The sequence below is a fragment of the Streptomyces sp. NPDC005004 genome (assembly GCF_053600675.1).
The window spans coordinates 191,382-206,070 of record NZ_JBSGAH010000003.1 but is presented as its reverse complement, the minus strand read 5'-3'; the positions used below and the strand labels follow the sequence as shown (position 1 = coordinate 206,070).

The window sequence follows — 14,689 nt, the reverse complement described above, 5'->3', positions numbered from 1 at the left end:
GTCACCTCCCGTCCGCCTGTCGGACCAGTTGTCTCCGACTGTACGGGCGGGGTCTGACAACCGGCTCCGGCGGCCGTCCGGACCGGCTCACGGCAGCGGCCGGACGCCGGTCACGGGACCGTGCGGGAGACCGCGTAGACCATCGGGTACTGCGGGTCGGAGAGGTTCACGACCACGTCCTGGGTGGGGGCCGGGTTCTTCTGCGCGTTGGTCAGGCCGACCCAGGGGCCGGGGCCCGCGAAGTTCCAGCCGGAGACCTTGCGGTCGCGGGCGCCGATGGTGAGGTGGCCCTTCTTCAGTTCGTCGCGGCGCAGGCCCATGGTGGCGAGGAAGCTGTCGAGGCCCGCGTCGTTGGTGCGGAACTGCACGTAGAGACGGCTGGTCTTCCAGTTGTTGGTCTCGTAGTAGGCGAGGTAGTCGGCGGGGCGCGGGACGGCTACCTGGTACAGGCGGCGCTGCACCTTGGAGGGCCAGCCCGGGGTGAGTCCGGTGGCCGAGTACTTCGCCTCCTTGTCCTTGCCGCTGTCGCGGCTCTGGTTGGCGGAGATCACCAGATAGCCCGCCGGTACGCCGATGAGCAGCACGATGATGAGCAGCGTGAGCGCGCGGCGGCGGATGCGGTGGCGGGGGTCCTCGGCGGGGGCGTGCGGGGTGTCCGGGGACGCCGCCTGGTGCGGCAGCGAGGTGGTCACGCGGTGTCCCGGTCCCTGCGGCCCTCGACGTACCGCTCGTAGCGTTCGTGCCGCTCGACCCGGCGGCGCTTGGCGCGGCGGAAGCGGCGGGCGACCAGGCGGGCGAGGTCGGCGGCGCCGACCATGCCGGCCTCGGGGCCGAGCTGGGCGCGGGCGATGCGGGCCTCGGGGCGGTAGCCGCGCCCGGTGAGCTGGCGCTTGAAGGCGTCGCGCGCGGGGCCGATGAGCAGGTCGTCGGCGGCGCTGACGCCACCGCCGATGACGAAGCAGGAGGGGTCGAGGGCGGCGGCGAGGTTGGCGATGCCGACGCCGAGCCACTGGCCGATGTCCTGGAGCAGCTCGATGCACATCGCGTCGCCCTCACGGGCCAGCTCCGTGATCATGGGCCCGGAGATGTCCCCGATCTGGCCCTTGACGTGCTCGATGATGCCGTAGGCGACCGGCGAGTCGGCGGCGGCCAGCTCCTTGGCCTCGCGGACGAGCGCGTTGCCGGAGCTGTACTGCTCCCAGCAGCCGCGGTTGCCGCAGGGGCAGCGGTGTCCGCCGGGCACGACCTGCATGTGGCCGAACTCGCCCGCGACGCCGAACTTGCCGCGCTTGACCTGTCCGTCCTCCAGGATGGCGCCGCCGATGCCGGTGCCGAGGGTGATCATGACGAGGTGGTCCTCGCCGCGTCCGGCGCCGAAGCGCCACTCGGCCCAGGCGGCGGTGTTGGCGTCGTTGTCGACCAGGACCGGCACCGAGAGGCGGCCGGAGAGACGGTCGCGCAGCGGTTCGTTGCGCCAGGACAGGTGGGGGGCGAAGAGCACCCGGTTGCGGTCGGCGTCGACCCAGCCGGCCGCGCCGATGCCGACGGCGTGCACGTCGTGCCGGTCGGAGAGGTCCAGGACCAGTTCGACGATGGTGTCCTCGACGACCTTGGGGCTCTTGGACTTGTCCGGGGTCTCCGTGCGGAGCTTCTCCAGGATGTTGCCGTCGGCGTCCACGACGCCCGCCATGACCTTGGTGCCGCCGATGTCGATGCCGACGGTGGGCACGCGGGGAGCCGTGAGATGTGAACGGCGTTCCCGGGTGCCGACGGTCCGCAGTGCGGGCGCTCGGCGGGAACCGATGGGGGCCGTGAGGTCGCGGTAGGTGCTCATCGTCGTCGATTCTGCCTCAACGGGCGAGGTACGTGGTGTCAAGGCGGGATAAGGGAACGCGCCCCGGCCGTGGGCGCCGCGGACGCGTTCCCGTCGCCGTCAGCCGCGCTGCAGTTCGTGCACGAGGGCGTCGAGGTCGGCGCCGCCCGCCATCTGCTTGGTCAGCTCGTCCAGGGTGATCTCGTCGCGTGTGTGATTGCCCACCATGGTGCCGCGCCGCAGCAGCACGAACCGGTCGCCGACCAGGTACGCGTGGTGCGGGTTGTGGGTGATGAGCACGACGCCGAGTCCCTCGTCGCGTGCGGCGGCCACATATTTGAGGACCACACCGGACTGCTTGACGCCCAGTGCGGCGGTCGGCTCGTCCAGGACGAGGACCTTGGCGCCGAAGTGGACGGCGCGGGCGATGGCCACGCACTGGCGCTCGCCGCCGGAGAGGGTGCCGATGGGCTGGTCCACGTCGCGCAGGTCGATGCCCATGCGGAGCAGTTCGGCGCGGGTGGTGCGGCGCATGTGCTCGATGTCGAGGCGGCGGAAGGGGCCCCGGCCCTTGCGGGGTTCGGAGCCGAGGAAGAAGTTCCGCCAGACCGGCATCAGGGAGACGACGGCGAGGTCCTGGTAGACGGTGGCGATGCCCCGGTCCAGGGCGTCGCGCGGCGAGGTGAGCCGGGTCTCCTCGCCTTCGATGCTCAGGGTGCCGCCGTCGTGGCGGTGCAGTCCCGCGATCATCTTGATCAGGGTGGACTTGCCCGCGCCGTTGTCGCCGAGGACGCAGGTGATCTCCCCGGCGTGGACCTCCAGGGAGACGCCCTCCAGGGCGCGGACGTTGCCGTAGTGCTTGCTGACGTCGGTCAGCTCGACGAGCGGCACGCGCTCTTCGGTCACGGTCATTTCGTCACCTCCGCACGCTTGCGGACCCAGGTGTTGAGCAGGGTCGCGAGGAGGAGCATCGCTCCGAGGAAGAACTTGAACCAGTCGGGGTTCCACTCGGCGAAGACGATGCCCTTGCTGGTCATGCCGAACAGGAGCGCGCCGACCGCCGAGCCGACGGCGCTGCCGTAGCCGCCGGTGATCAGGCAGCCGCCGATGACGGCCGCGATGATGTAGATCAGCTCGTTGCCGACGCCCTCGCCGGACTGGACGGCGTCGAAGGAGAAGAGCAGGTGCTGGCCGGAGATCCAGGCGCCGAAGGCGACGCCCATGTACAGGCCGATCTTGGTCCTGGCGACGGGCACGCCGACCGCGCGGGCCGCGTCCGCGTTGCCGCCGACGGCGAAGATCCAGTTGCCGACGCGGGTGCGCAGCAGCACCCAGGAGGCGACCGCGACGAGGGCGAGCCACCACAGGATGGTCACCTTGAAGTCGACGCCGCCGACGGTGAGCGTCGAGGCGAAGAGGGCGTGGGCGCCGGGGAAGCCCTCCATGTCGGCGATGGTCTTGGTGGAGACGGTGCCGTCGATCAGCTTGGTGAAGCCGAGGTTCATGCCGGTCAGCATCAGGAAGGTGCCGAGCGTGACGATGAAGCTGGGCAGCCTGGTGCGGGTCAGCATGAAACCGTTGAAGGCGCCGATCGCGAGCGTGACCAGCAGGGAGACGCCCGCGCCGACCCAGACGTTCGCCGTCATCTGGTAGCTGAACATCGAGGAGATCAGCGCGGAGGACGTCACCATGACGCCCGCCGACAGGTCGAACTCCCCGCCGATCATGAGCAGCGCCACGGGCACCGCCATGATGCCGATGGTCGAGGAGGCGTAGAGGACCGTGCTCAGGCTCGACGCGCGCAGGAATCCCTCGGCGACGAACGCGAAGAACACGAAGACGGCGAGGGCGCCGACGACCGAGCCCAGTTCGGGGCGGGAGAGCAGCTTGCGCAGCGGGGAGGTCCGCAGCAGGCGTTCGTCGGCGGACGGTCCTTCGGGGCCGGGCGGCGCGGCCGTGTCGGTGGTCGTGCTCATCGGGTGCCCCGCTGGGTGTACTCGGCGAGCGCGCCGGCCTGGTCCTTGGTGATGATCTGCGGGCCGGTCAGGACGGGCTTGCCGCCGCCGAGCATGTCGCCGTTGTACTTGTACAGCCACAGCAGGTCGATCGCCTCGTAGCCCTGGAGGTAGGGCTGCTGGTCGACGGCGAAGCCGAGGGTGCCGTCCGTCAGCTCGGCGGCGACCTTGGCGTTGAGGTCGAAGGTGTCGATCTCGGCCTTGCTGCCCGCGTCCTGCTTGGCCTTGGCGGCGGTGTCGGCGTAGGGCGCGCCCAGGGTGACGACGGCGTCCACGGAGCGGTCGGCCTGGAGCTTGGCCTCGATCGCGGACTGCACGTCGGGCATGTTGGTGCCGTTGACGTAGAGCTTCTGCACGGTGCCGTGGAAGGTCTTGGCGACGCCGTCGCAACGCTGTTCGTGGCCGACGTTGCCCTGCTCGTGCAGGACGCACAGGGCCTTCTTGCGGCCGCGCTTGTTCAGCTCGTCGCCGACGGCCTCGCCGGCGATGGTCTCGTCCTGCCCGACATGGGTGAGCGCGCCGAACCTCTTGGATTCGGCGGAGCCGGAGTTCACCGTGATCACCGGGATGCCGGCCTTCTCGGCGCGCGCCACGGCCGCCTTGAGCGCGTCGGGCTTGGCGAGGGTGACGATGATGCCGTCGACCTTCTTGTCCACGGCGGCGTCGACGAGCTGCGCCTGCTGCTGGGCCTCGTCGTCGTGCGAGTACAGGAAGGTGACGTTGTCCTTGATCGCGGCCTGCTTCGCGCCGCTCTGCACGATGTCCCAGAAGGTGTCGCCGTCTCCGGAGTGGGTGATCATCGCGAAGGTCCAGCGGGGGGTGTTCACCGCCGACCTGCCCTGGGCCACCGCTGCCTTGCGGGCGTCCTCGGCCCGCTTGCCGCCGGTGCTGCTACAAGCGGCGAGCGAGAGACAGGCGATCACACCGAGTGCCCCTGCCATCGCCTTGCCCACCCGGGTCCGAAACCGTGCCACGAGGCCGTGCCCCTTCTTGCGTGCGTAACTAGACCGTGCTCCAACATGCGAGAGGGGCGGGCGAGCACTCCGTCGGTTCGTCCCGGCGGTGCCGTCACCTGCCCCAAACACTTCAGTATCGAACATACGGAACACTCGTTACATGCCCGGGGCACCCATTACGGTTACTTTGTCCGGACATTCGGACATGTGAAGGGACGGGTCGGGGGTACTCCAGGTCGGGCCCGGGAGCGCCTCAGGACCGTACGAGGAGCTGGAATTCGAAGGAGTAGCGGGCCGGCCGGTAGACGTGGTCGCCGTGCTCGACGGCGCGGCCGGTGTCGTCGTACGTGGTGCGTCTCATGGTGAGCAGGGGGGCGCCCTCGGCCTCGGTGAGCCGTTCCGCCTCGGCCGGGGTGGCGCCGCGCGCGCCGATGGACTGACGGGCGCTGTGCAGGGTGATCCCGGCCGCGCGCATCAGCCGGTAGAGACCGGTGGCCTCCAGGCGGGCGGTGTCGAGGTCGAGCAGACCGGGCGGGAGGTGGTTGACGAGGTACGCCATCGGCTCGCCGTGCGCGAGGCGCAGCCGCTCGACGCGGTGCACGTCGGTGCCCTCGGGCAGTCCGAGCAAGGCGGCGACCTCGGTGGACGCGGGCACCATGGCGTTGACGAGCACCTTGGTGGCGGGGCGCTGCCCGGCCGCCTCCAGGTCGTCGTAGAGGCTGCTCAGCTCCAGCGGGCGCTTGACCTGGCTGTGCACGACCTGGGTGCCGACGCCCCGGCGGCGCACCAGGAGCCCCTTGTCGACCAGGGACTGGATGGCCTGACGGACGGTGGGCCGGGACAGGCCGAGTCGCGCGGCCAGCTCGATCTCGTTGCCCAGCAGGCTGCCCGGGGTGAGCGCGCCGCGCTCGATGGCCGCCTCCAGTTGCTGGGAGAGCTGGAAGTACAGCGGCACCGGGGAACCGCGGTCCACACGGAGATCGAGCGCCACGGTCGGGTCCACATCTGGTTTCGGCACGGGCCCGAGCGTAGTCCGGTGCCCGGTTGACGGGAAGTCGTGAAGTCCGATTGTCCGGACATACTAATTGACAAGTACAGGACGGCCCTCCACTTTGTTTCCATGCGCATCGGGGTCATCGGTACGGGCCGCATCGGCACCATCCACGCGAACACGCTCAGCCGCCACAGGGAGGTCGGATCGCTCATCCTGACGGACTCGAATCCGTTACGGGCACAGGAGTTGGCGCACCGTCTGGGCGAGACGGCGGCGCCCGGGGTGGACGAGGTCTTCCAGTGGGGCGTGGACGCGGTGGTGATCACCACGGCGACGTCCGCGCACGCGGAACTGATCGGCCGGGCGGCCCGCTCGGGGCTCCCGGTGTTCTGCGAGAAGCCGATCGCGCTCGACCTGCCCGGCACCCTGCACGCGCTCGCGGAGGTCGAGGCGGCGGGCACGGTGCTCCAGATGGGCTTCCAGCGGCGCTTCGACGCGGGCTACGCGGGCGCCCGCGAGGCGGTCCGCTCCGGCAGGCTCGGCCGTCTGCACACCGTGCGGGCGCTCACCTCCGACCAGTCCCCGCCCCCGCCGGAGTGGCTGCCGCTGTCGGGCGGGCTGTTCCGGGACACCCTGATCCACGACTTCGACGTCCTGCGCTGGGTGACCGGGCGCGAGGTGACCGACGTCTACGCGAGCGGCTCCGACGCCGGGCCGCCGATGTTCCGCGCGGCCGGTGACGTGGACACCGGCGCGGCGGTGCTCACCCTGGACGACGGCACCCTGGCCACCGCGACCGCGACCCGGCTGAACGGCGCGGGCTACGACGTCCGCATGGAGCTGGCCGGGGAACGGGACACCGTCGTGGTCGGCCTGGACGACCGCACCCCGGTCGCCTCCACCGAACCGACCGGCCCTCCCCCCTGCGACAAGCCGTGGAGCGGCTTCTTCGAGCGCTTCGGCTCGGCGTACGAGGCCGAACTGCGCGCTTTCGTGGAGGTGGTGCGGGGCGGACTCCCCAACCCGTGCGACGGCCGCGAGGCGCTCCAGGCGCTGCGCATCGCGGAGGCGTGCGAGACGTCCCGGCGCGAGCGCCGGGCGGTGGCCCTGGCCGAGGTGCCGGACCGGGCGCAGCCGTCGTACAGCTAGGTCGCGTCCGCCAAGTGGCGTCGTCCGCCCTCAGGGCAGGGCTCGCGGCGTCTGGTGCGTGCGATCGCGAGGCGGAGGGTCGCCCGCGTACCGGGTGTACGCGGGTGAGCCCGACAACGCGGCGAGCGTGCGTGCCGGACGCCGCGGGCCCGGCGGGACTTCGCGGACACGGCCCAGCGAGTACGACTCCGCCCCGCGGCCCGGTGTGGGGGTGGGCGGCAGGGCGGAGGTCGTGCGGTGGTTACCCCGTCGGCGGCGTCAGCAGCCGAAGTCGATCAGGTCGAACGTGGCGTAGTGGTCGGAGGTGTAGTAGTCCTCCTCGTACGCCTTGCCGGTGACGATGCGTCGGGCGCCGCGCGTGGAGACGCCCGGCGTCTTGACGGTGTACTCGTGGTAGTAGCCGGACGACTGGCTGGGCAGGACGCCTTCCCGGTTCTGGAAGACGACGCCGTCCTGCGAGTAGGGGAACGGGCCGCCCTGGTCGATGAGTTCCAGGGTGTCGTATGCCTGCGAGGGCAGGTCGCCGTAGCAGATGCTGCCGGTGGACGCGGTGGCCGCGTCCGCCGTGCCGGTGGCGACCGTGCCGCCGACGAGGAGCGCCGAGAGCAGCGCGGCGGCGGCGCCGATGCGAGACGTTCGTGGGGGGAATCTCATGCCCTCATGATGACGCGCGTAGACGTGGGCATGTCAATGACAACGATGTGGATTTTCCCGTCAGGTCCCATGAGTTCTCGAGGAGTTAACCTCCCCCGAGGGGGCCTCTCGGCCCCCTCCCCCGCCCGCGGGGTCCCGTCTTCCGCCTCGTCGGGCGGCGCCTCACGCCTCGTCGGACAGGTCGAAGCTGCCGTACTCGGGGTCGCCCGCCAGGTCGTAGGTCTGGATGGAGACACCCGTGCTCGTGACGCGGCCCGCGGTGTGGCGGAAGCGGGTGGGTACGGCGCCCTCCGCGAAGAGGCGGCGGCCCGCGCCGAGGACGACCGGGAAGGTCGCCAGGTGGAGGGTGTCGAGGAGGCGGAGGTTGATCAGAGAGCGGACCAGGGCGCCGCTGCCGTGGATCTGGATCTGCCCCTCGGTGCTCTCCTTGAGCGTGCGGATCTCCTTGGCGAGGTCGCCGGAGAGCACGGTGGTGCGGTTCCAGGCAGGGTCCTGGAGGGTGGCGGAGACGACGTACTTGGGCAGGCCGTTGAGCTTCGCCGCGATCGGATGGCCGGGGTCGGTCACCTGCGGCCAGTACGCGGCGAAGATGTCGTAGGTGTGCCGGCCGAGCAGGAACGCCTCGGGGTTCTCGAAGACCCCGGTGATGAACGCGCCGAAGTCCGGGTCGGAGTACGGGACGGTCCAGCCGCCCTGGGCGAAGCCGCCGCCGGTGTCCTCCTGCGGGCCGCCGGGCCCCTGGTAGACACCGTCGAGGCTGACGAAGACGGTGGAGACTAGCGTGGCCATGAGGTGCCTTCTTCCGATGCCGAGGTCCGCTGCCCGCGGGGGGCCGCCGTTGTCAACGGTGCAGACCCCGGCCCGGCGCGCAACTCATCGGTCCGGCCCGGAACGGCGGCAAGGAGTTCGCGGGTGTACGGGTGGGCCGGCGCCCGGAACAGCTCGTCGGCCGGGGCGTCCTCCAGAATCCGGCCGCCGCGCATGACCACCACGCGGTGCGCGATCTGCCGTACGACGGCGAGGTCGTGCGAGATGAAGAGGTACGCCACCCCGGTCTCGGCCCGGAGTTCGGCCAGCAGGCGCAGGATCTGGGCCTGGACGGTGACGTCGAGGGCGGAGACCGGTTCGTCGCACACGACCAGGTCCGGGGAGAGCGCCAGCGCGCGGGCGATCGCGACGCGCTGCCGCTGGCCTCCGGAGAGCTCGGCCGGCCTGCGCCGGACCGCCGTCGCGGGCAGCGCGACCCGGTCGAGCAGCTCGGCCACCCGCGCGGCCGCGCCCGGCACGCGGAAGGCGCGCAGCGGTTCGCCGACGCTCTCGCCGACTGTCAGGCGCGGGTCGAGGGAGGCGTAGGGGTTCTGGTAGACGAGCTGGACCCGGCGGCGCAGCGCCCGCAGCCGGGCGCCGCGGGCGTCGGTGACGTCCTCGCCGTCGAGGCGTACACGGCCCGAGGTCGGGGGCGTGAGACCCAGCACCAGCCGGGCCGTCGTCGACTTGCCCGAGCCGGACTCGCCCACCAGGGCGACCGTCTCCCCGCGGTGCACGGTGAGGGAGACGTCGTCCACGGCGCGCAGGGTGCGCGCGCCGTCCTCGCCTCGGGGCAGGGGGAAGTCCTTGGTGAGGTGCTCGGTCTCCAGGAGGGGTGCCGGACCGGGGGCGGGCGGGGGCGGCGAGGGGGCGTCCAGGCTCGGGGCGCTGGTGAGGAGTCTTCGGGTGTAGGCGTCGGCCGGGGCGGCGAGCAGGTGGCCGCTCGGGCCGGACTCGACGATCCTGCCCTCCGACATGACCGCGATCCGGTCCGCACGGTCGGCGGCCACCCCGAGGTCGTGGGTGACCAGGAGCACGGCGGTGCCCGACTCGCGCACGAGCGTCTGGAGCCGGTCCAGGATGCCCCGCTGCACCGTGACGTCCAGGGCGCTGGTGGGCTCGTCCGCGATGATCAGCCGGGGGTCGCCCGCCAGGGCGATGGCGATCAGGGCGCGCTGCCGCATCCCGCCCGACAGTTCGTGGGGGCGGCGCCGGGCCTGGGTGCGCGGGTCGGGCAGCCCGGCGCGGGCGAGCAGGTCGAGCGCCCGCTCGTGCGCGGTGCGCCGCGTGGCGAGGCGGTGGATGCGCAGCACCTCGGCGACCTGGGTGCCGACGCGCTGCACGGGGTTGAGGGAGACGGCCGGGTCCTGCGGGACCAGGGCGATGCCGGTGCCGCGTACGGTCCGCAGCTCCTTCTCGGACAGCGCGGTGAGGTCGCGGCCGCCGAACAGGACGCGTCCGGCGTCGACCCTGCCGCCCCGGGGCAGCAGACCGGTGACGGCGTGGGCGGTGGTGCTCTTGCCGGACCCGGACTCTCCGACGAGTGCCACGATCTCGCCCGGTGCCACGTCGAGGTCGACACCGCGTACGGCGTGGTGGAGGCCGGTGCGCGTGCGGTACGAGACGCGCAGGTCCTGGAGGGAGAGGAGGGGCGGCTTCCCCGCGGACGGCTCCTGCACGGGCGGTTCCTGCACGGGCGGCTGCTCGTAGGGCGGCGTCGTCATCGCTGCTCCGTCCAGGTGCCGTCGAACGCGCGGGAGAGGCGGTTGACCGCCAGGACGAGGGCGGCGACGGTCAGCCCGGCGAGTGTCGACACCCACCAGGCGTCGGCGAGGTAGTCGCGTCCGTCGGCGATCAGCGTGCCCCACTCGGGCGCGGGCGGAGGCGCGCCGTAGCCGAGGAAGCCGAGGGAGGCGACCGACAGGACGGCGGTGCCGAGGTCGAGGGTCGCCAGGGCCAGCACCGGTCCCGCCGAGTTCGGCAGGACGTGCCGGGCCAGTACGGTCCACCAGCGGGCGCCGGAGACCCGCGCCGCCTCCACGTAGGCGGTGTGCCGTACGCGCAGCACCTCGGCGCGCGCCACCCGCGCGAACCCCGCGACACCGGCGACCCCGACGGCCAGCGCCACGTGCGCGGTGCCCGGACCGAGCGCGGCCACCACCGCCAGGGAGAGGAACAGCCCGGGTACGGCGAGCAGGACGTCCACGAGCCGCATCAGCACGCTCTCCACCCAGCCCCCGGCGAACCCCGCGACCAGACCGAGCCCGCCGCCCACCGCGAACGCCACGGCGACGGCGATCAGGGTGGCCTTGAGGGACAGCGCGGCGCCGTACACCACGCGCGCGTAGAGGTCCCGGCCCAGCCCGTCGGTGCCGAACCAGTGGTGGGCTCCCGGCGGGCTGAGGATCTCGGAGGGTACGCCCCGCAGGGGGTCGCGAGCGGTGAACAGCTCCGGCCGGAACGCGGCGAGCACCATCGCGGCCACGATCAGCAGGGACAGCACGAGACCCGGGCGGCGCAGGAGGTGGCGCAGGGTCCGGCCGGCGTGGGCACGCGGGGCTGTGCGCGGGCGGTCCGGCCCGCTCGTCGGGCGCGGCTTGGTCGGCGCCTGGCTCACGCGTAGCTCCTTCGTCCGGTGATGACGATGCGGCGGTCGAGCAGCGGACCTGCCAGGTCGACCAGGAGGTTGAGGAGGACGAAGACCAGCGCGCCGAAGACCACCACGCCCTGCACCACGGGGATGTCCCGCACGGTGACGGCGTCGGTGGTGACGCGTCCGAGGCCGTTGCGCGAGAAGACGTTCTCCACGACGACCGCGTTGGCCGTCAACTGCCCGGCGAGCACGCCGATCACGGTGAGCGCGGGCAGCGCCGCGTTGCGCAGGGCGTGGTGGAACCGCACCCGCGCCCTGCCCGCTCCCTTGGCCCGCGCGGTCTGCACATAGGGCTCCTCCAGCACCGCCAGCAGACTCTGCGACAGCACCTGGGCCACCAGCACGGCGGCGGGCAGCGCCAGTGTGACGGCGGGCAGCACGAGCCCGGCCGCTCCCGCGTTGCCGAAGGCGGGGAAGAGGCGCAGCCGGAAGGAGAGGAGCTGGACGAGCATCAGTCCGACCCAGAACGCGGGCAGCGAGATGCCGACGGCGGGCAGCGACAGCAGCAGCCGTCGCAGCGGGCCCCGGCTCGTGGAGGTCGCAGCCAGCGCCAGTCCGCCACCGAGCAGCACCGCCAACGGCAGCGCGACACCGGTCAGTTCGAGCGTGGAAGGCAGCGCGTCGGCGAGGATGGCCGCCACCGGGCGGCCGGTGGCGACCGAGTCCCCGAAGTCGCCGCGCAGGGCGTGCCCCAGCGAGGTCGCGTACCGCACGAGGAGCGGCCGGTCGAAGCCGTACTGCGCCCGCAGTTCGGCCAGCCGCTCGGGGGTGACCTGGGTGGAGTTCAGCCCGGCGCCGGCCATCGCCGCGACCGGGTCGCCGGGCAGCAGGTCGAGCAGCAGGAAGGTCAGTGTGTACGCCGCCCACAGCACGCCGACGGCCTGGGCGAGGCGCCAGAGTACGTACCGTCGCATCGGTCGCCCTTCAGCTCTTCCAGGTGTCGTGCAGCCGTACGCCGCCGGACGCTCCGAGGGTCAGTCCGTGGACTCCCCCGGCGACCCCGACCAGTGTCTCCTGGTCGACGATCGGCAGGACGTAGGCCGCTCGCACGATCAACCGCTGCGCCTGGGAGACCAGTCGGTCACGCCTGGCGGTGTCGGTCGTGGCCGCCTGCTCGTCCAGCGCGGTGTCGAGGGCGCCGCCGGGCAGCCGGTAGGAGTTGACGAGGTGGGTCGAGTACAGGGTGCGCAGCGCGTCGGGGTCGGCCCGGGTGAGGTCGCCGCCCCACAGGGCGTCGTAGTCGCCGGTGCGGAGGGTCTGCGGGAACTGGGTGACCTCCAGCCGCTTGATGACGAGCGCGATGCCGACGTCCTTGAGCTGCTGCTGGACGAGTTCGAGGGCGGCCTCGTAGGAACCGGCCTTGCTGAAGGACACGACGGTCAGCTTCAGGACCTTGCCGTCCTTGCGGCGGATTCCGTCGCCGCCCGGTTTCCAACCGGCTTCCGACAGTAGTGACTTGGCCTTGTTCCGGTCGTAGGTCAGGTCCTTGGAGAGGTCCGTGTGGCCGGGAGTGGTACGGGCCAGGACGCTGGTGGCGGCGCGGGTGCCGCTCGGGAAGACGGCGGTGGCGATCTCCGCGCGGTTGACCGCGGCCTGGGCGGCCTGTCGTACACGGAGATCGCGGGTGAGCGGACGGCCGTTGTTGAAACCGAGGTTGAAGACCACGCCGGGGTTGGCCCGCCGTTCGACACTCGCGCCGCCGCGGCGCAGTACCCCCTCGTCCTGGCGGCGGACCCCGCCGATCACGTCGGCCTGGCCGGAGCCGAGGCTGCCCGCGCGTACGCCCGCCTCCGCGACCACGCTGAACGTCACGGAGTCGAGGTAGGCGGCGCCCTTCTTCTTCCAGGCGGTGGAGCCCCAGGCGTATCCCGTGCGCCTCTTGAGGGTGAGGGACTGGTTCTGCCGGTAGCCGGACACCGTGAAGGGACCGGAGCCGTGGACGCCGTCGCCGCAGCGGCGCTGGGCGGACCGGGCGGTGTCGGCGGGCGAGACAAGGCCGAGCGACGGGGTCGAAGTGGCCTGAAGGAACTGAGCGTTGGGCCGGTCGAAGGTGACCTCGGCGGTCAGCTCGTCGACGACGCGGGTGCCCCGGTAGCCGGTGAGGTAGCCCTGCGCGAGGATCGCCAGGCCGCCGAGCCGGGGTATCGCGTCGAGGTTCTTCTTGACCGCCTCCGCGTCCACGGGCCTGCCGTCGCTGAAGGTCGCGCCCGCACGCAGGTGGAAGGTGAAGGTGCGGGCCTTGTCGGACACCTCCCAACTCTTCGCCAGCCAGGGGACGATGCGGCCCGTCGACGGGTCCTGGTCGGTGAGGGAGTCGACGGTCTGGCGCAGCGCGTAGAGCGTGTCGCTGCTGCCGACCTGCTGCGGGTCGAGGCAGCCGGCGTCGGTGCCGACGGCGAACCGCAGGTTCCCGCCGGACTTCGGCGTGCCGGTTCCGCCGTGTGCGCCACCGGAGGCGGCGCCCCCACAGGCGCTCGACGCGGCGGCGACGGCCAGGGCAAGGGCGAGGGACGAGGCCGGCCTGAGCCGCCCCGGACGATCGTTGGTCACGGGCGCTGTCTCCTGCGAAGTGAGACCAGGGGAAAGGGCGTGCGGGGGGGGATCGGCCGGGGGTCCTGCGAGGGGGGAGAGAGCGGCCACGGGAATGCGCGTGGAATCGGCGGCCTGCGCGGAAGGCGCCGGGGAACTCCCGGGATCAGCCGGCGGTACACCCCGAGCTGTTCACGCGCCGCAGGTCGATGTGGCGGCGCGAGGAGAGCCACGCCGAGACGGGAGCGGGCACGGCGGCACGGTCGGGGAAAAGCGGTACACGCATGACTGCTTTCCTCCCCCGTGCGGCAGGCCGAAGCGGCCCCGATAACGCGCCCACCGTAGCGAGTTGCGCCAAGAACGGTCAATGGCGAGTTTCCGTGCTTCGGAAACTCCGTGGCATCATGAGCGGAAACTCGTCCGGCGGCCCGGAAAGGACCGACATGGCCTCCACGAACGACGATCTTCTCGCCACCATCGCGGCGGAGCGGGAGATCTACCGGACTTTCTACAAGTTCTTCCGGCTGGTGGACACGGGCCGGTACGAACAGCTCGTCGACTGCTTCACCAAGGACGCGCTGATCGAGTACGACGTGATGCCCGGGCCCACCCAGCGCTTCCACGGCCGCGACGAGTTCACCGCCTTCATGTCGGCGGGCAGCCGCTGGCGGCGCGAGCCCACGGTCGCCCACGTGCTCGGCCAGACCCTCATCGAATGGCCCGACGGCCGCCCCCACGTGCAGGCTTACGCCACGGTCTGGCACTGGAGCGCCACCCGCACCCCGGACGGCCGCCACCGCCCCGCCGACTGGACCGTCGTCGGCCTGGTGGAGGACGACTTCGAGCAGGAGGATGGCCGCTGGCTCATCAGCCGGCGTTACGTGGCGCCGGTGGCGGGACTGGTCGCGGCGGGGACGGGGCCGATGTAGGGCCTTTCCCCGGTAACGCTTTCCGGCGTTGCGTTTCTCCCGGCCGGTGCACGGGTGCGGGTGGGAATCGGGATCTTCGAAAACTGTCACCGATGTATCCGAATTTCCGTCACCGATGTTTCCGAACAACTGTCACCGGTGTTCCGAAATAAACCCTCCCCACGGGGACCGGATTCCCAGATGATGATGG

At 71.8% G+C, this 14,689-nt stretch carries 14 protein-coding genes; 2 read left to right on the top strand and 12 right to left on the bottom strand.

Annotated features, from left to right (window positions below; genetic code table 11):
* Positions 1-110: 110 nt before the first annotated feature.
* From ACWEEU_RS05325 to ACWEEU_RS05300, 6 genes are all read right to left on the bottom strand, one after another.
* Positions 111-692 (bottom strand): sugar kinase, encoded by a 582-nt coding sequence (locus ACWEEU_RS05325; protein WP_385744253.1) that lies wholly within the window; start codon positions 690-692, stop codon positions 111-113.
* The gene (locus tag ACWEEU_RS05320) at positions 689-1,834 is read right to left on the bottom strand and encodes an ROK family glucokinase (protein WP_385744251.1); all 1,146 of its coding nucleotides are present in this window, start codon (positions 1,832-1,834) and stop codon (positions 689-691) included. Before ACWEEU_RS05320 ends, ACWEEU_RS05325 begins: the two co-directional genes overlap by 4 nt.
* Positions 1,835-1,933: 99 nt before the next feature.
* Positions 1,934-2,725, bottom strand: a complete 792-nt coding sequence (locus ACWEEU_RS05315) for an ATP-binding cassette domain-containing protein (protein WP_385744249.1) — start codon at positions 2,723-2,725, stop codon at positions 1,934-1,936.
* Complete coding sequence (locus ACWEEU_RS05310; protein ID WP_451728701.1) at positions 2,722-3,789, bottom strand: ABC transporter permease; 1,068 nt, start codon at positions 3,787-3,789, stop codon at positions 2,722-2,724. Before ACWEEU_RS05310 ends, ACWEEU_RS05315 begins: the two co-directional genes overlap by 4 nt.
* Positions 3,786-4,802: a sugar ABC transporter substrate-binding protein gene (locus tag ACWEEU_RS05305; RefSeq protein ID WP_451728698.1), complete on the bottom strand. Its 1,017-nt coding sequence runs from the start codon at positions 4,800-4,802 to the stop codon at positions 3,786-3,788. The genes ACWEEU_RS05310 and ACWEEU_RS05305 overlap by 4 nt, the downstream gene beginning before the upstream one ends.
* A gap of 235 nt (positions 4,803-5,037) precedes the next feature.
* On the bottom strand, positions 5,038-5,775 hold the full coding sequence (locus ACWEEU_RS05300) for a GntR family transcriptional regulator (protein WP_451729060.1): 738 nt from the start codon (positions 5,773-5,775) through the stop codon (positions 5,038-5,040).
* Between the two features lie 129 nt (positions 5,776-5,904).
* On the opposite strand from ACWEEU_RS05300, the gene ACWEEU_RS05295 reads away from it, so the two are divergent.
* On the top strand, positions 5,905-6,927 hold the full coding sequence (locus ACWEEU_RS05295) for a Gfo/Idh/MocA family protein (RefSeq protein WP_385744243.1): 1,023 nt from the start codon (positions 5,905-5,907) through the stop codon (positions 6,925-6,927).
* A gap of 258 nt (positions 6,928-7,185) precedes the next feature.
* Here ACWEEU_RS05295 and ACWEEU_RS05290 read toward each other — a convergent pair whose 3' ends face one another.
* From ACWEEU_RS05290 to ACWEEU_RS05265, 6 genes are all read right to left on the bottom strand, one after another.
* Positions 7,186-7,581 (bottom strand): ribonuclease domain-containing protein, encoded by a 396-nt coding sequence (locus ACWEEU_RS05290; protein WP_385745676.1) that lies wholly within the window; start codon positions 7,579-7,581, stop codon positions 7,186-7,188.
* Between the two features lie 162 nt (positions 7,582-7,743).
* A complete protein-coding gene (locus ACWEEU_RS05285) occupies positions 7,744-8,370 on the bottom strand; it encodes a dihydrofolate reductase family protein (protein WP_385745678.1) in 627 nt (208 codons plus the stop codon).
* On the bottom strand, positions 8,358-10,112 hold the full coding sequence (locus ACWEEU_RS05280; RefSeq protein WP_451728693.1) for a dipeptide ABC transporter ATP-binding protein: 1,755 nt from the start codon (positions 10,110-10,112) through the stop codon (positions 8,358-8,360). Before ACWEEU_RS05280 ends, ACWEEU_RS05285 begins: the two co-directional genes overlap by 13 nt.
* Entirely contained in the window at positions 10,109-11,005 is an 897-nt protein-coding gene (locus ACWEEU_RS05275; RefSeq protein WP_385745682.1) for an ABC transporter permease, read from the bottom strand. The genes ACWEEU_RS05280 and ACWEEU_RS05275 overlap by 4 nt, the downstream gene beginning before the upstream one ends.
* On the bottom strand, positions 11,002-11,955 hold the full coding sequence (locus ACWEEU_RS05270) for an ABC transporter permease (protein WP_451728689.1): 954 nt from the start codon (positions 11,953-11,955) through the stop codon (positions 11,002-11,004). The genes ACWEEU_RS05275 and ACWEEU_RS05270 overlap by 4 nt, the downstream gene beginning before the upstream one ends.
* A 10-nt stretch (positions 11,956-11,965) precedes the next feature.
* Positions 11,966-13,591 (bottom strand): ABC transporter substrate-binding protein, encoded by a 1,626-nt coding sequence (locus tag ACWEEU_RS05265; RefSeq protein ID WP_385745686.1) that lies wholly within the window; start codon positions 13,589-13,591, stop codon positions 11,966-11,968.
* A gap of 422 nt (positions 13,592-14,013) precedes the next feature.
* Between ACWEEU_RS05265 and ACWEEU_RS05260 the strand changes: the two genes are divergently transcribed.
* A complete protein-coding gene (locus tag ACWEEU_RS05260; RefSeq protein ID WP_385745688.1) occupies positions 14,014-14,499 on the top strand; it encodes a nuclear transport factor 2 family protein in 486 nt (161 codons plus the stop codon).
* The last annotated feature ends 190 nt before the right edge of the window (positions 14,500-14,689 follow it).